Raw genomic sequence first — 16,281 nt, forward strand, 5'->3', positions numbered from 1 at the left:
TTGTAGAACTGACAAAAAAATAAGGATATCAATCATGAAAAATGCAACTGTTAACATTGAAGACATTAGACAGTTTCTATACCGTGAAGCGCGTTTATTGGATGAGAAAAAATGGGAAGAATGGCTCACTTATTACGATGAAGACTGCCCTTTCTGGATGCCAAGTTGGGATGATGATGGTCAGCTCATTAGCGACCCACAACGAGAAATCTCGCTGATTTATTATCCGGATCGCCGTGGTCTTGAAGATCGTATCTTCCGCATCGAGACTGAGCGCTCATCAGCGACCATTCCTGATACGCGTACCACGCACAATTTATCGAATATTGAACTACTCGAAGACAATGACGGTATTGTGACGGTGCGTTTCAACTGGATCAACAAGTCCTTTCGCTATCACGAGACCAATACCTATTGGGGTTACTCTCAGTACAAAATAGACATGACTCAAGACCAACCAAAAATTTTGGATAAGTATGTGGTCTTAAAAGACGACTATGTGCATCAAATCATGGACGTCTATCACGTCTAATCATTATTCACTCATTATTTAGCCACTAGCTTTTAATTAATACGTGTTGAAAAGGGATATTTCTCATGGAATATAATATTGCTCTACAGTTCGAAGACGGCGTCACAGGCTTCATCAAATGTGAAGCCGACGAAACCGTCGCCGAAGCAGCGTATCGTCAAAAATTTAATATCCCTGTGGATTGCCTTGATGGCGCTTGCGGTACTTGCCGTTGCCATTGTGAATCTGGCAGCTACGACATGCACCCTGATATGTATATCGAAGATGCACTGACAGAAGCTGAAGCTGCTGAAGGGTATGTACTCACCTGTCAGATGATTCCAGAAAGCGACTGCGTGATCAAAGTACCAACCTCCTCTGAAGCCTGCAAAGTCGGCAAGTCTGTATTCAAAGGCAAACTACAGCAGCTGAATGTACTGTCAGAATCTACCATTCACTTTGGCGTCGAAGTCGACAATCCAGATGCGCTAGTATTTTTGCCAGGCCAGTATGTCAATGTCAGTATTCCTGATTCTAACGAGACACGCTCCTATTCATTTAGCTCTATACCTAGTGCCAATCAGGCTGAGTTTGTCGTCCGCAATATTCCTAACGGCAAAATGAGCACCTTTTTATCTGATACTGCGACTATAGGTCAAGAGATTAATTTTGAGGGTCCATTTGGTAGCTTTTACCTGCGCCCTCTAATCCGCCCGACCCTATTTCTAGCAGGTGGTACTGGTATCGCACCTTTTTTATCGATGCTAAAAAGCTTAGAGGTGTCTGGTGCTCATCATCCTGTCAGGATGGTCTACGGCGTCACCAACGACTTTGATCTTATAGAAGTTGAGAAACTAGAAGAAGTCAAACAAAACCACCCTTGGTTTGACTACCGCACCTGTGTCGCCGCTGAAGACAGTAATCATGAGCGTAAAGGCTATGTTACCAGTCATGTTGATAATGAGTGGCTGAACGATGGTGACGTCGATGTCTACTTGTGTGGTCCGTTAGGGATGGTGGATGCGGTGAGTAATTGGTTAGACAGCAGCAATCTAAAACCGAGTAATTTTTACTATGAAAAATTCACGCCCAGTGAACAATAACGTAGCCTAGCCGTATTACTCTACTAGCAAAGCATGAGCAAGATTTTTAGGAGACTGTCATGAGTAAAAGATTTGATAATAAAGTATGTATCGTTACTGGTGCCGCCCAAGGCATCGGACGCGGAGTCGCATTACGCTTAGCAAGTGAAGGCGGAAAAATCGTCATGGCAGACTTTTCTCCATTAGTAGAAGAGGTGCTGGCTGAAATTATCGCTAATGGTGGAGAGGCAATTACCATTCAAGCTGACCTTGAAACCCATCAAGGTGCTAAAGAGGCTATTGATAAGGCACTTGATAGCTATGGGCGTATCGATATATTAGTCAACAATGTCGGCGGCGCAATATGGATGAAACCTTTTACCAGCTTCTCTGAAGCAGAAATCCAAAAGGAAATCAGCCGCTCATTATTTCCAACATTATGGTGTTGTCATGCGGTATTACCAACCATGGTCAAACAGCAATCAGGCACTATTGTTAATGTGTCCTCTATCGCTACTCGCGGTATCAACCGCATACCCTATTCGACAGCGAAAGGCGGCGTGAACGCCATGACCGCATCGCTCGCTTTTGAGTATGCAAACGATGGCATCCGTGTGAATGCTGTAGCAACTGGCGGTACTGAAGCGCCGCCCAGAAAGATTCCACGTAACGCCAAACCATTAACTGATGATGAAAAATCATGGATGAATGCGGTGGTTGATCAGACCATTGATCGCACCTTTATGAAACGCTACGGCACGATTGATGAGCAAGTCAATGCCATCTTGTTTTTAGCATCCGATGAGTCTTCTTATATTACTGGAAGTACCATTCCTGTGGGCGGTGGCGACGAAGGCTAATAATAAATCTGCCAATCAGTAGCATGCATCTTAATTTGCAACCCCGTAACGAATGCTAATTTGCAAGGAAGCAATATGGCCTCTGTAATCCAAACCTTAAAAAGCGACTGGTCGCTCTCCGCATCGGTTGCAGGGTTCTTAGCGGTTCTTATTTCTTATGCGGGGCCTTTAATTATTTTTTTTCAGGCCGCACAAGCCGCACAAGTATCAGATGCCATGATGGCGTCTTGGATTTGGGGTATCTCCATCGGTGCTGCCATTCCTGGTATATATTTATCCATTAAATATAAAACACCGGTTATTACAGCATGGTCCGCCCCTGGTACCGCTTTACTGGTTACCCTATTTCCACAGATGAGTATTAATGAAGCTGTTGCCGGTTATATCATCTCGGCGATTGTCATATTTATTGTTGGAGCGACAGGTTACTTCGACAAAATATTAAAATGGATTCCTAACGGTATTGCCGCTGGCATGATGGCAGGGATTTTATTTCAGTTCGGCTTAGAATTATTTAAAGCCACTGATAGTATGCCATTTATCGTCTTTAGCATGCTCGGTTGCTATTTATTAGCTAAACGCTTTTCGCCGCGCTATACGATGATTTGGGTACTACTGTGCGGTGTTATCTTAAGCGTCTTACTTGGCAAAATGAACCCTGTCCATTTCGATTTAGCCATCACTATACCTACTTTTATTGCCCCTGAATGGTCGTGGAACTCAACGTTTAACCTCGCTATACCACTCATCCTTGTGAGCTTAACTGGCCAGTTTTTACCCGGTATGGCGATCTTAAATCTTAGCGGTTACGACACGCCAGCCAAGCCTATTGTGAGTGTTACAAGCCTCGCCTCGTTAGCAGTTGCATGTGTCGGCGGTATCACTATCGTACTTGCCGCTATCACAGCCGCGCTTTGTACTGGCAAAGATGCGCATGAACTTAAGGAAAAGCGCTATATCGCAGGTGTCGCTAATGGCATCTTCTATTTATTTGGCGGTTTATTTGCTGGCAGTATCGTGATGGTATTTAGCTTGCTTCCAAAAGAGCTTGTCGCGGCACTGGCCGGCCTTGCGTTAATCGGTGCCATTTCTGCCAATATCACCATTGCTATGAAAAATGATGAGCAAAGAGATGCAGCGTTAATTACCTTTTTGGCGACAGCATCGGGTATGAGCTTTTTGGGATTAAGCTCTGTGTTTTGGGGCATTCTTATCGGCATGATTGCTCACTATATTCTGACCAAAAAACGCCTACTACCAACATCATCTATCTCATTAACGACCTCTAATAATGAAGCCAATTAAGAGCAAGTCTCTTACGGAAAAATTTAAGTAGTTTCAGAGCAATGACTCAACCTGTACACCGCTTATCAATCTTAAAGACACTACCTCATATGACTTTTTATAGGATATTAATATGATTAACAAAGCAGATAAAAGTATTGCTGACGTACTCAGTCAAATCAAAGACGGAGCCACCATTATGATTGGTGGCTTTGGCACAGCGGGTCAACCTGCTGAACTGATTGATGGACTTATTAATTTAGGCGTAAAGGATTTAGTCATCATTAATAATAATGCCGGTAACGGCGACCATGGCCTTGCCAAGCTCTTAAAAACAGGTGCTGTGCGTAAAATCATTTGCTCTTTCCCGCGTCAATCGGACTCTTGGGTATTTGACGAGCTTTATCATGCTGGCAAGATTGAGCTGGAGCTAGTACCACAAGGGAATTTGGCTTGCCGTATTCAAGCAGCTGGTATGGGACTCGGTGCGGTATATACGCCCACAGGCTTTGGTACTTTACTCGCAGAAGGTAAAGAGACTCGAGAAATCGATGGTAAAGACTATGTTCTTGAATATCCCATTAAGGCTGATTTTGCTTTAATTAAAGCTTCTAGAGGCGATCGTTGGGGCAACTTGGTGTACCGCAAGTCTGCCCGTAACTTCGGCCCAATCATGGCAATGGCGGCTGATATTACTATCGCCCAAGTCTCTGAAACGGTTGAGCTTGGCGCGCTTGATCCTGAACACATTATTACACCGGGTATTTTTGTGCAGCATGTGGTGCAAATTCAGCCTGCTAGCACTGAATCTGCTAGCGCTTAACTTTCTAGCACAGCTACTACAGCCACCGCTTAATACTGCTAATTATAAGGATCATAATCATGAGCCATACTTCCTACACCGTTTTGACCCGCGATCAAATCGCCGAGCGCGCTGCACAAGATATTCCAGATGGCGCCTATGTCAATTTAGGCATCGGACTACCGACCAAAATTGCGCAATACCTACCTGATGATAAAGATGTCTTTTTACATTCAGAAAACGGCTTATTAGCTTTTGGACCCCCACCTACTAAAGGCGAAGAGGATCCCGAGCTGATTAATGCCGGAAAAGAGTACGTCACCATGCTCGATGGCGGCAGCTTCTTTCATCATGGCGACTCTTTTGCCATGATGCGCGGTGGTCATATCGATATCTGTGTATTAGGCGCGTTTCAAGTGGCTGCCAATGGCGATTTAGCCAACTGGAGCACGGGTGCGCCAGATGCAATACCTGCTGTTGGCGGCGCTATGGACTTAGCCGTCGGTGCCAAAAAAGTCTTTGTGATGACCAATCACACCACCAAAACTGGCGACCCTAAAATCGTTAGCAAGCTTACCTACCCCGTGACTGGCAAAAACTGTGTTGATCGTATTTATACTGACTTATGTGTCATTGATGTCACTGATAAAGGTTTAGCCGTCACTGAAATGGTCGATGACTTAAGCTTTGCGAACTTACAAGCATTGACGGGTGCGACATTAATTGACGCTACAAATTCAAAATAATAAAAAGGACAAGGATGATGACTGATTCAACCACTGGTTTAAACAACGCTTATATTATCGATGCCATTCGCACCCCATTTGGACGCTACGGCGGCGGTCTAGCCCCTGTCCGTGCCGATGACTTAGGGGCTATCCCTATCAAGGCGTTAATGGAACGTAATGCCAATGTCGATTGGGTACAAGTAGATGACGTCATCTACGGCTGTGCTAATCAGAGCGGTGAAGACAACCGCAACGTCGGACGTATGTCGTCGTTACTAGCTGGCCTACCTTATCAAGTGCCTGCCACTACGGTGAATCGCTTATGCGGCTCCTCAATGGATGCGTTAGCCATCGCCGCTCATGCGATTAAAGCCGGTGAAGCTGATTTGATTATCGCAGGTGGCGTTGAGAGCATGAGCCGTGCGCCATTGGTAATGGGTAAAGCAAATAAACCCTTTGATCGTAGTCAAACGCTTGAAGATACCACGATGGGCTGGCGCTTTATCAATCCAAAGCTTGATGAGCTATATGGCACGGAAACGATGCCGCAAACCGCTGAAAATGTCGCAGAGCAATTCAATATCAATCGCGCTGACCAAGATGCTTTTGCCCTACGTAGTCAACAACGGACCGCAGCGGCGCAAAAGGCAGGGTTTTTCAAAGATGAGATTACTCCTGTCAGCATCCCGCAACGCAAAGGCGAGCCTATCACTGTCGATACCGATGAACACCCTCGCGCTGATACCACGCTTGAGAAGTTGACCAAACTGCGCCCTATCGTCACCTCAGATGGCACCGTGACGGCTGGCAATGCGTCAGGTATCAATGATGGCGCAGCGGCTTTTTTAGTGGCATCAGAGCAAGCGGTGAAAAAGTTCAATCTAAAACCGCGTGCACGTATTGTGGCCTCAACTACGGTAGGCGTTGAGCCACGTATTATGGGCTTTGCTCCAGCACCAGCGATAAAAAAACTACTGGTAAAAACTGGACTGTCACTTGATGAGATGGATGTCATTGAATTAAACGAAGCCTTTGCCGCTCAAGCTCTCGCTTGTACGCGTGACTTAGGGTTAGCTGATGACAGCGCGCGCGTCAACCCTAATGGTGGTGCCATTGCCCTTGGTCATCCACTCGGTGCCTCAGGCGCACGTTTAATTTTAACAGCACTCAATCAACTTGAGAAAACTGATAAGCGTTATGCTATTTGCTCGATGTGTATTGGGGTTGGACAAGGCATTGCGATGATTATTGAACGGGTTAATTACCAAGCGTAATACTCATCCCTACATATGCCTTCAACATTTTAATCCTAAATAAGGATGCTTAGTATGCCCATATTTAATAACCAAGAAATTGCCCTAAACTATGCCACTTTTGGTGATAACAGCAATCCTGCTCTGATATTTTCTAACTCTTTAGGTACCAGCTATCATATGTGGCAGCCGCAAATCGATGCCTTACAAAACGATTATTTTATTATCTGCTATGACACCCGTGGCCATGGTAAGTCTTCCGCACCAAAAGGTCCTTATAGTTTCGATCAGCTTGGACAAGATGTGATTGATTTGCTTGATCATTTAAACATTGATAAAGCATTTTTTTGTGGCATCTCTATGGGCGGCATGACTGGTCAATGGTTAGCTATCAATCATCCTGAGCGCTTCCATCACTTGATGCTATGCAATACCGCCGCAAAGATTGGTAATGAGGCAGCATGGGTAGATCGCGCGCAATTGGTACGTGAGCAAGGACTAAAACCTATCGCCGCTACCGCTGCCTCGCGTTGGTTCACAGCAAGTTTTATCGATAATTATCCTGATGTCGTTAAAGCATTATCTGACGCTCTCGCAGCTGGCAGTAGCGAGGGTTATGCCAGCTGCTGCGAGGCATTATCTGTCGCTGATACTCGCGAGCAATTAAAAAATGTCCGCGTGCCTGTCACAGTGCTTGCAGGTTCTGAGGATCCAGTGACGACGGTTACCGATGGTCAATATATGGTCGATCACATCCCTAACGCTACGCTCGCTACTATCGATGCCTCGCATATCTCGAATATTGAACAGCCTGAAGCATTTAATCAGCTCGTGCGACAGTATTTGAAACATTAATGGTGCTATAGCCTTTGTCCAAATACACTCACTGCCATTTGTAATGTTGGCGGTGTTTGTATGACTGCTATTCTTTACATTTAGATTGCTCATATATCTTTTAGATATATGAGCAATCTTTTTTTACCTATCTATTAATAGATATTAGCTATTAATAATAAGCACATATTTTTCTCATAAAAAACAAATATAACGTATATCCGTAGCCTGACTGACTATTAATGCGTTTGCTTAAAGAAAATCTCTTTTTCATTTTCTGCTTCTTTTATCAAAGCTATCTATACACTCTTACACTCCCATCTGTTAATAAAAAATCCATACCTTCTAGGTATAAACTAATACTTAGAGAGTTTTTGACTTGATCATTAGAAAACAATAACTTGTTAGACACTTATAAGGATATTACCCATGGAGAAATACGAATGGAATCACCAACCTTAAACATCAATAAAGTTATTGATGAAGCCAAATTTGCTCCTTTTCATTGGAAGGTACTGTTTTGGTGTCTACTGATCATTATCTTTGATGGTTATGATCTTATTATTTATGGCGTGGCCCTACCGTTACTCATGGAGGAGTGGTCATTGACCGCGGTACAAGCAGGCTTTCTGGCCAGCGCAGCACTCTTTGGCATGATGTTTGGTGCCATGATTTTTGGTACTTTGTCTGATAAAATCGGTCGAAAAAAGACCATCATGATCTGCGTCGGTCTATTCAGTAGCTTTACCTTTTTCGGTGCTTTTGCTAATGGTCCGATGCAGTTTGCTGCTTTACGCTTCATTGCTGGTCTTGGTATCGGCGGCGTAATGCCGATTTGTGTAGCGCTGACCTCTGAATATGCCCCAAAACGTATCCGTAGTACTCTGGTTGCTATTATGTTTAGTGGTTACGCGATAGGCGGAATGGCATCAGCATTATTAGGCTCGTTTTTGGTGGTAGATTACGGTTGGGAGATTATGTTTTATATTGCAGGAATACCTACCCTGCTATTGCCAATTATCTGGAAAATGCTACCTGAGTCCTTAATGTATTTGGTCAAAGAAAAAAGACATGATGAAGCCAAAAAAATCGTCCGCAAACTTGCACCACAAGAGACCATCACGGCTTCAACCAACTTAATATTAGATGAACCAACCAAAGGCGATGACGCTCCTATCAAAGCGTTATTCCTAAAAAACAGAGGTTTTACCACCACTATGTTTTGGGTAGCCTTCTTTATGTGCTTGTTAATGGTATATGCTCTCGCCAGCTGGTTACCAAAGCTTATGATTCAGGCCGGTTACTCGCTAGGTGCTAGTATGCTGTTCTTATTTGCACTCAATATCGGCGGTATGGTCGGTGCAATCGGGGGCGGTGTACTGGCTGATAGATTCCATCTGAAACCTGTTTTAACTGTTATGTTTGCTTTAGGTGCGGTGTCGTTGATACTGCTTGGCTACAATAGCCCTCAGGTGGTGCTATATACTCTGATTGCCATTGCCGGAGCAACCACTATTGGCTCACAGATACTGCTCTACACCTTTGTCGCTCAGTACTACCCGACTGCTGTACGTACGACGGCTATGGGCTGGGCATCAGGTATCGGCCGCATTGGCGCTATCGTAGGTCCTATCTTGACTGGAGCGTTACTGACACTTGAGCTAAGCCACCAAACGAACTTCTTATTTATCGCCATTCCCGGTGTTATTGCCGCTATTGCGATTTTCCTTGTTAACTTAAATGCTGCGGTTGATGGTAAAAAGAGTCGAGTACAAGCAGTGCAGTTAGATATATCGGCCGCCTAAGTCAAATATGAGAGTCAAGAATCTTTCTTAAGTATATTTTTACCATATAACCATCGAACTATCTAAGATGAATTTATAGCTTAAATTCATCTTAGATTCACCATACTTATTGAATATATTAGGTTTTCAAGAAACTGGTAACCTTTTTTATTGACCGAAAATTGGTTTAATAAATCTAATTCTAAACACTGCTTCTAACTCTCGCTAAATTTATACTATTACTCATCAGAGTTCTACGTCAAATAATTAATAGCCCGCTCAATGTAATGACATGTCTGGGCAAAATTTGTTACCATGACTTTTTAAATATTATGATTTAAGTAATTTCAGATTTAGGTAATTTCACTTAGGTAATACAGACATGGCCAAAAACGCCCTACAAGAACAACTCTTAAAAGCTGGATTGGTGGATAGCAAAAAAGCCAAAAAAATCAGCAAACAGTCGCAGCATGCCAAGCGCACAGGTGACGCCTCAAACCTTGAAGCCAAAAAAGCCTTGGCAGAAGCCCAAGCCAAAAAAATAGAAAAAGACCAAAAGCTCAATCAGGAAAAACAGCAACTTTTAGAAGAAAAAATGCTAAGAGCCAACGTTATTCAGATGATTAAGCAACACCAAATCACAGAGACACAAGGCGATGTTACCTATCAGTTTGTTGACGACGCTAAAATTAAAAAGATTTATATTACCCAAAAGCTCTATGACCAGATAGTGGCAGGTCATGTGGTGATTGCGCGCTTAGAAGACGATTATGCGCTGCTCCCGCGCCCCTTGGCTGACCGCATCAACTCCAAGCTAGAAGGCTTTATGGTGGTATCGAATGATAAGTCAGAGGTTGAGCTAGCAGAAGATGACCCCTATGCCGCTTACGTGATTCCAGATGATTTGATGTGGTAGGTAGTAGTTATTCATCATATTGCTAATGGCTAAGCATTAACCAAAATCCCCTATATAGGGGATTTTTTGACAGAGCAATAAAAACAGCAATTACGACGGTAGCAAAACGTGCTTACTCTTCTGATAAGCAGACAAGCCATCAATACCCAACTCGCGACCAATGCCACTTTGCTTAAACCCGCCCCAACCTGCTTCAGGCAGTACGATTTGCTGCTCGTTGACCCAAATATGACCAGATTGAATTTGTAGCGCCATCTCTAACGCTGCAGTCTCATTGGCGCTGACAATAGTCGCTGCCAAGGCATACTTACTATCATTGGCAAGTTCAATCGCCTGTGCATCATCTGCAAAGGTAGTACTGACCAACACCGGTCCAAATACTTCTTCTGTCCATAACTGGCTGCTCACTGGCACATTCGTATAAATGGTCGGCGTTGCAAAATATCCTTGCCGCTCTAGTATCTCGCCACCTGTTAGGCAATTAAGATTTTCATCAACCGCGATATCGATATATTTTTTAACTTGCGCAAGTTGCTGCGCACTGACCAATGGACCCATTTGCATGTCAGCAGCAAAACCATCGCCAATTTTCAAACCTTCTGTTTTTGTTTTCAGTGTTTCAAATAACAACTGGGCAATATCTTGATGGACAAGCAATCTTGAGGTTGCAGAACAGATTTGACCGGCATTGGTAAATATACCGCCCATGATTAAATCACAGGCATAATCAATATCAGCATCTGCGCACACCACGATGGCGGACTTACCACCCAGCTCTAGACTGATATCCTTGATACCTTTTGCTGCTTGGCTCATTACCTTTTCGCCGACGATATTACTACCGGTAAAAGAAACTTTGTCAATGAGTGGGTGACTGGTCATCGCTGCGCCTACTTCAGCTGCGCCCGGTAGGATATTGACCACCCCTTTTGGCAGCTCAATAGCGGACAATATATTGCCCAGCATCAATTCTGGTAATAGTGTCACCTCTGACGGTTTTAACAGTACGGTGCAACCTGCCGCCAATGCCGGTGCTAATTTCCAAGCAGTAGTGACCATCGGGAAGTTCCAAGGCACGATAAGGGTGCAAATACCAACGGGTGCATAGGTTTTTAATAAGCGTATGCCTGTCTCGTTGGTGGTGACCTCAGACCAAGTCGTCTGCGCATTGATAAGATTGGCATAATAGCGATAACAAGCAATGGCGTCGCTCACGTCTATTTTCGCCTCTGCAATCGGCTTTCCGTTATTCAATACAGACAGCCCAACCAGCTTATCAAACTGCTGCTCCATCGTATCTGCAATAGCCTGTAAATAATGCGCGCGCTCATTGACACTGGTCTGCGACCAAGACGGATAAGCACGAGCCGCAGCATTAACTGCGCTTTCTACCTGTGCGCTATTACACAAACGAGTTATTGCAATGACCTCGCCAGAGCTTGGGTCATATAAAGCATGCTCATCTACTGAATCAGATGCTTCAATAGTGACCCAATCCCCATCGATATAGGCGGCATTTAACCTAACTTCATTTTGCATCGTTTGTATGGCGATATATTTTGATATAGATGCAAAGTTTGTCGTGTCCATGATGTTTGTTTTCCTTTTACTATTTTTATTTACGGTGTAATTTTTATTGAAAATGCTTATTAACAGACTCTATTCATATTGCCAATTAAACAGTCGATTTTACCTTATCAAGGCAAAACCGACTGAGGGTGTAGTATCGTTGTATATCAGAATCAATAGCCGTTAGCGTTATATAACAGGACGTTTTAGTACAGTAGATGCGCCACTGACGTAATGACTACTAAGCTAATCAGCGTCCGTAAGATGAAAATCAAAAACAGCTCTAACACGTTAAGCTTGATGTTTGATTTCAAAATCAACGCGCCCACCTCAGACATATAGATAATCTGGGTAATAGAAGCAGCACCAACGATGAAGCGCGTCATTTCACTCTCGATACTTTTACCGACCAAGGCTGGCAAGTACATATCGGCAAAGCCCATAATCATCGCTGGAGCCGCCTCTGCTGCCTCTGGAATCTGCAATAGTTCAAGCAATGGCACGAGCGGCGCAGACAGCCAATTAAAGACCGGTGTATATTCTGCCAAACCAAGACCAATGGTACCGATAGCGAAAATCACAGGAATGAGGCCAAGGTATATATCAAATAAATTCTTTAAGCTATGTTTGAATACGTTACCCAAACTGGGCATAGAATGCGCGCGCGTAACGGCACGATTGACCGCCCATTGGTAGGTAGAGTACTCAGCAGGAATTTCTTCATCCAGCATACTTTTACCTGAATGATAGGTATCAGGCTTCATAGACAATGGTGGTAGGCGCGGCATAATAACGGCAGCAATAAAGCCTGTTAAAGCAATGGTCAGATAAAAATATACGAAGTTATTGTCAACGCCGATGGTTTTGGCAACCACATAGGTAAAGGCGATGGAGGTGACCGAAAAAGTCGTCGCGATAATAGCTGCTTCACGCTGACTGTAGTAACTCTTGTCATACTCTTGCATAGTCACAAGCAAGCCAATGGAAGCGGCACCAAACCAAGAAGACATCGCATCGACCGCAGAGCGACCCGGCAATCTGAATAATTTAACAAACATCTTGCTAGATAAAGTACCCAAGAATTCCATCAAACCAAAATCAGTCAGAAATGGTAAGGATAAAATGGCAAAAAAGAACAAAGGAATCAAAATAGGAATCAGGTCTTCAAAAATCACGCCGCCGGTATTACGGTTAATAATAAACTCAGGGCCAACTTGTAAATAAATCATCCACGCAAACAGTACGCCCAAAAAGCGAGCAGCAAGCCAAAACCAGTCGACATCAAAAAGCTTTGTCCACATGGAGCCTGCGGGCAAATTGGGTCTTAATACCTTAACGGCCAGTGCTCCGATAAAGGAAGCCGTCACAATGGCCAATACCGCGTAAACCACATAACTACCCAGCACTGCTTGCAGAGTATCGGTTAGTACGCCCAATAAAATGGTGATTTTGCCATCCCACTGAAAGGGAATAATAAACAGCGCAATACCCAGTGCTGAAAATAGCAAAAATTTCCACATGGAAGCTCGCCAATGTAGGCCTTCAGGGGTGCCTGAAACAATGGTATCGTTGCCTAAAATTGGCTGCTGGGATTTATCTATATAATTCGTCATTTAATCCTCCTTGATAGGCGTCGAGCGCCAATTTTTTCTTTCGCGGCCCAATCTGTCCATAGATTGAGCGAATTGCGCAAACAGTTGGATAACGTTTTATGAGTTATTTTTAGTACCAATGACGCTTTAGAATATTAGCTAAAGCAGGTAAAGGTCTTACCCATTTCAAGAAGAAATTTATCGGCTTCATCAACTTCATAAATAATTGGTTGTTTGCCTTTGATGTCTTCTTTTAATGCCTCGAGCAGCTGCTGCTTATCCGTGATTCGACGATAACCTGCGCCAAATCCTGCGGCTAATGGCTCAAAGTTCGGGGTTTTAATATTGACCCCAATCAGTGGCAGGCCACCCTCTTCCATATAACGTCGAATCTCACCATAACCTTGGTTGTTCCATAACAGCACAATCAATGGTAGCTCAAGCTCGGCGGCGCAGATGAGTTCTGCGATGGTAAACTGAATGCCGCCATCGCCAATCAGGCTAATAACCGGCGCTTTTGAGCCAATCATGGCACCAATCGCGGCAGGCAAACCATAACCCAAGGTGCCAAAACCAGTCGATGAGTTAAACCAACGACGCGTGGCTAAAGCCTCAAAACCAAGGTTGCCACTATAAACAGGTTGGGTTGAATCGCCAACGAAAATGACGTCTTTTACTTCATCTCGAATCAGCTGTAGCAGTGCGTTTTGACCAGCAAAATCTGGCGTCATTTCTTCTATCAACGCTTGCTTTACCTTTGCTACTCGCGCGAGGGCTTGATGATTCAGCGGTTGATTCTCTAAGCGCGTACATAAACCGCTGATAGCCATTTGCGCATCCGACAATACGGCAATATCTGCTCTAAACGGACGCTGTAATTGCTGAGCATCGCAGTCGATACGAATCAACGTGCCATTGATTTGGAACCCACCATTAAAGAAAACGTCATAATCAGTCTCGCCAAGCTCAGTACCTATCGCCAATACTAAGTCGGCCTCGCTAATGACAGCGCGACCAACAGCCAATGACTGATTGCTACCCAAACTCAACGGATGAGCAGGTGGCAGTAAACCTTTGGCATTAATGGTCAAAAACGTCGGTGCATCGATAAGTTCTGCCAATTTTTGTGCGTCATGATTAACATCAACGCAGCCGCCGCCGTAAAGTAAGACTGGATTTTTTGCGCTTTTAAGCTGCTCAATAATCAAATCCAATTGCGCAGGATGAGGTAGCGGTTTGTTTGCTTGTAATTGCGTCAAAATATTATTAGCAGATTGGCTGTTTAGAGAAGCATCTAGCTTATTTAGCTTAGGCGGCTTGGCGACATGACTGGCATCGGCGGTAATCACATCAATGGGCAGCTGGATATGCACCGGTCCCGGACGCGCGCCATTAAATAACGCAAAAGCTTCAGCGATGACTTTGGGTAATGACTCAGGCTGCCAAATCGTTTTACTCATAAGCGCAACCTTACTGACCATACCTTGCTGGTCGTGCAATTCATGCAAGTGCCCTTCACCGCTGCCGGTATGCTGCACTTTATTGACACTAGATATCACCAGCATCGGGATAGAATCTGCCAATGCTTGCGCCATCGCCGTCATGATGTTGGTCATGCCGGGACCGGTGATAATAAAGCACACTCCGACTTTACCAGAAGCGCGGTAATAACCATCGGCCATAAAGCCTGCACCTTGCTCATGACGCGGTGTCACGTGGCGAATATCGGTATTGGGCAGGCCACGATATAGCTCGACCGTATGTACGCCCGGAATACCAAATACCGTCTCCACCCCATAATACTCTAGCCACTGTACGAGCAGCTCACCACAAGTTAGAGATGAGGCAGTTGGCGCGGAATTTGGCAATGAAGAAGGCGTTTGTAGAGAATGCGTCATGAGTTAATCATCCTAAAAAATTCAATAGCAATTAAATAAGTCGTTCGGTATCAAATCCAAGCTAAACCCAAACTGCCCTTTAATTCCTTATAAAGGACAGTTTGGGTTTATAAATTATTTTCAATAAATGGCTTTGACCTTATCGTCATAGCGCACGCCCGGTAGGATACATAGCATCTCAAATAGCAGGTTCGCGGCTAGTACCGAGGTGTTACCAAACGGGTCATACGGCGGTGACACCTCTACTAAATCGCCACCAACTACATCAAGGCCGCGCATACCGCGAATGATTTCGATACCTTGCGTTGACGTCAAGCCACCAATTTCAGCGGTTCCCGTACCCGGTGCAAACGCAGGATCAATCCCATCAATATCGAAACTTAAATATACCGGGCCAGCGCCTAATTTTTCGCGCACTTCTGCCATTAAAGGTGTCAGTGATTTATACCAACATTCTTCAGCAGGCACTACGCGAAAACCTTGCTCGGTTGACCAATCAAACTCTTCAGCGCTATAACCCGTACCACGCAAACCAATCTGCACCACACGATTGCCATCGATGAGGTTTTCTTCAACAGCTCGGCGGAATGGCGTGCCATGGGCGATTTTTTCACCAAACATCTCATCATTGATATCGGCATGCGCATCGATATGCACCATACCCACAGGGCCATGTTTTTTGGCGAGCGCACGTAAGATAGGCAAGGCAATGGTATGGTCGCCGCCTAAGGTTAAAGGAATAGCGCCATGACTGACGATTTTATCGGTATAGAATTTTTCGATAATATCGACGCTTTTTAGCAGGTTAAAGGTATTGATAGGCACGTCGCCAATGTCAGCGACTTGTAAGGACTCAAAGGGAGCTGCGCGAGTGGCGACGTTATAAGGGCGAATCATGCGTGATTCATCACGAATCTGTCTCGGTCCCAATCTTGCACCGCTACGGTTTGAGGCGCCGATATCTAAAGGCACCCCAACGAATGCCACATCTAGCCCTTCACCATCGGCTTGGGTTGGCAGGCGCATCATAGAAGCGAAGCCGCCAAATCTTGGCATGTCGTTGCCGCTTAATGGTTGATTAAATTTCATCACTTACATCCTTGTATCGATTGGTCAAAACAGACAATTTGTCTATATTACTTTTTATCTATATTACTTTTTATCTATA

Annotated in this window: 14 protein-coding genes; 10 read left to right on the forward strand and 4 right to left on the reverse strand. The window is 44.4% G+C overall.

Going from position 1 to position 16,281, the window contains the following annotated elements; translation table 11 throughout:
- Nucleotides 1-34 precede the first annotated feature (34 nt).
- The 10 genes from benB (at nt 35) to QJS82_RS06740 (ending at nt 10,054) form a co-directional block, all read left to right on the forward strand.
- Nucleotides 35-532 (forward strand): benzoate 1,2-dioxygenase small subunit, encoded by a 498-nt coding sequence (benB, locus tag QJS82_RS06695; protein WP_020443471.1) that lies wholly within the window; start codon nt 35-37, stop codon nt 530-532.
- A gap of 65 nt (nt 533-597) precedes the next feature.
- The gene (benC, locus tag QJS82_RS06700) at nt 598-1,614 is read left to right on the forward strand and encodes a benzoate 1,2-dioxygenase electron transfer component BenC (RefSeq protein WP_281489975.1); all 1,017 of its coding nucleotides are present in this window, start codon (nt 598-600) and stop codon (nt 1,612-1,614) included.
- A 59-nt stretch (nt 1,615-1,673) separates the two neighbouring features.
- Nucleotides 1,674-2,453 (forward strand): 1,6-dihydroxycyclohexa-2,4-diene-1-carboxylate dehydrogenase, encoded by a 780-nt coding sequence (locus tag QJS82_RS06705; protein WP_102076547.1) that lies wholly within the window; start codon nt 1,674-1,676, stop codon nt 2,451-2,453.
- A gap of 75 nt (nt 2,454-2,528) precedes the next feature.
- The gene (benE, locus tag QJS82_RS06710) at nt 2,529-3,758 is read left to right on the forward strand and encodes a benzoate/H(+) symporter BenE (RefSeq protein ID WP_201619410.1); all 1,230 of its coding nucleotides are present in this window, start codon (nt 2,529-2,531) and stop codon (nt 3,756-3,758) included.
- A 112-nt stretch (nt 3,759-3,870) separates the two neighbouring features.
- The gene (locus tag QJS82_RS06715) at nt 3,871-4,560 is read left to right on the forward strand and encodes a 3-oxoacid CoA-transferase subunit A (protein WP_281489976.1); all 690 of its coding nucleotides are present in this window, start codon (nt 3,871-3,873) and stop codon (nt 4,558-4,560) included.
- Between the two features lie 59 nt (nt 4,561-4,619).
- A complete protein-coding gene (locus QJS82_RS06720) occupies nt 4,620-5,285 on the forward strand; it encodes a 3-oxoacid CoA-transferase subunit B (protein WP_281489977.1) in 666 nt (221 codons plus the stop codon).
- A gap of 17 nt (nt 5,286-5,302) precedes the next feature.
- A complete protein-coding gene (gene pcaF / locus QJS82_RS06725; RefSeq protein ID WP_281491688.1) occupies nt 5,303-6,541 on the forward strand; it encodes a 3-oxoadipyl-CoA thiolase in 1,239 nt (412 codons plus the stop codon).
- Nucleotides 6,542-6,595: 54 nt separating this feature from the next.
- Nucleotides 6,596-7,375 carry a 3-oxoadipate enol-lactonase gene (gene pcaD, locus QJS82_RS06730; protein ID WP_281489978.1) on the forward strand — a complete coding sequence of 260 codons (780 nt, stop codon included), beginning with the start codon at nt 6,596-6,598 and terminating at the stop codon, nt 7,373-7,375.
- A 422-nt stretch (nt 7,376-7,797) separates the two neighbouring features.
- Nucleotides 7,798-9,159 carry an aromatic acid/H+ symport family MFS transporter gene (locus tag QJS82_RS06735; protein WP_281489979.1) on the forward strand — a complete coding sequence of 454 codons (1,362 nt, stop codon included), beginning with the start codon at nt 7,798-7,800 and terminating at the stop codon, nt 9,157-9,159.
- A gap of 361 nt (nt 9,160-9,520) precedes the next feature.
- Entirely contained in the window at nt 9,521-10,054 is a 534-nt protein-coding gene (locus QJS82_RS06740) for a DUF2058 domain-containing protein (RefSeq protein ID WP_271134661.1), read from the forward strand.
- Between the two features lie 90 nt (nt 10,055-10,144).
- Here QJS82_RS06740 and QJS82_RS06745 read toward each other — a convergent pair whose 3' ends face one another.
- From QJS82_RS06745 to speB, 4 genes are all read right to left on the reverse strand, one after another.
- On the reverse strand, nt 10,145-11,644 hold the full coding sequence (locus QJS82_RS06745) for an aldehyde dehydrogenase family protein (RefSeq protein ID WP_281489980.1): 1,500 nt from the start codon (nt 11,642-11,644) through the stop codon (nt 10,145-10,147).
- Nucleotides 11,645-11,829: 185 nt separating this feature from the next.
- On the reverse strand, nt 11,830-13,236 hold the full coding sequence (locus tag QJS82_RS06750; RefSeq protein WP_281489981.1) for a YjiH family protein: 1,407 nt from the start codon (nt 13,234-13,236) through the stop codon (nt 11,830-11,832).
- Between the two features lie 134 nt (nt 13,237-13,370).
- Nucleotides 13,371-15,113 (reverse strand): 5-guanidino-2-oxopentanoate decarboxylase, encoded by a 1,743-nt coding sequence (locus QJS82_RS06755; protein ID WP_281489982.1) that lies wholly within the window; start codon nt 15,111-15,113, stop codon nt 13,371-13,373.
- A 120-nt stretch (nt 15,114-15,233) separates the two neighbouring features.
- Nucleotides 15,234-16,202 carry an agmatinase gene (speB, locus tag QJS82_RS06760; RefSeq protein ID WP_281489983.1) on the reverse strand — a complete coding sequence of 323 codons (969 nt, stop codon included), beginning with the start codon at nt 16,200-16,202 and terminating at the stop codon, nt 15,234-15,236.
- Nucleotides 16,203-16,281 lie beyond the last annotated feature (79 nt).

This window comes from Psychrobacter maritimus (assembly GCF_029953575.1).
Lineage (GTDB): Bacteria > Pseudomonadota > Gammaproteobacteria > Pseudomonadales > Moraxellaceae > Psychrobacter > Psychrobacter maritimus.

Coding starts and splice junctions, on each gene's coding strand:
- QJS82_RS06755 (WP_281489982.1), bottom strand. CDS start 15,113: ATGACGCATTCTCTACAAACGCCTTCTTCATTGCCAAATTCCGCGCCA.
- QJS82_RS06740 (WP_271134661.1), top strand. CDS start 9,521: ATGGCCAAAAACGCCCTACAAGAACAACTCTTAAAAGCTGGATTGGTG.
- QJS82_RS06745 (WP_281489980.1), bottom strand. CDS start 11,644: ATGGACACGACAAACTTTGCATCTATATCAAAATATATCGCCATACAA.
- QJS82_RS06720 (WP_281489977.1), top strand. CDS start 4,620: ATGAGCCATACTTCCTACACCGTTTTGACCCGCGATCAAATCGCCGAG.
- QJS82_RS06715 (WP_281489976.1), top strand. CDS start 3,871: ATGATTAACAAAGCAGATAAAAGTATTGCTGACGTACTCAGTCAAATC.
- benC (WP_281489975.1), top strand. CDS start 598: ATGGAATATAATATTGCTCTACAGTTCGAAGACGGCGTCACAGGCTTC.
- speB (WP_281489983.1), bottom strand. CDS start 16,202: ATGAAATTTAATCAACCATTAAGCGGCAACGACATGCCAAGATTTGGC.
- QJS82_RS06705 (WP_102076547.1), top strand. CDS start 1,674: ATGAGTAAAAGATTTGATAATAAAGTATGTATCGTTACTGGTGCCGCC.
- benE (WP_201619410.1), top strand. CDS start 2,529: ATGGCCTCTGTAATCCAAACCTTAAAAAGCGACTGGTCGCTCTCCGCA.
- pcaD (WP_281489978.1), top strand. CDS start 6,596: ATGCCCATATTTAATAACCAAGAAATTGCCCTAAACTATGCCACTTTT.
- QJS82_RS06735 (WP_281489979.1), top strand. CDS start 7,798: ATGGAATCACCAACCTTAAACATCAATAAAGTTATTGATGAAGCCAAA.
- benB (WP_020443471.1), top strand. CDS start 35: ATGAAAAATGCAACTGTTAACATTGAAGACATTAGACAGTTTCTATAC.
- QJS82_RS06750 (WP_281489981.1), bottom strand. CDS start 13,236: ATGACGAATTATATAGATAAATCCCAGCAGCCAATTTTAGGCAACGAT.
- pcaF (WP_281491688.1), top strand. CDS start 5,303: ATGACTGATTCAACCACTGGTTTAAACAACGCTTATATTATCGATGCC.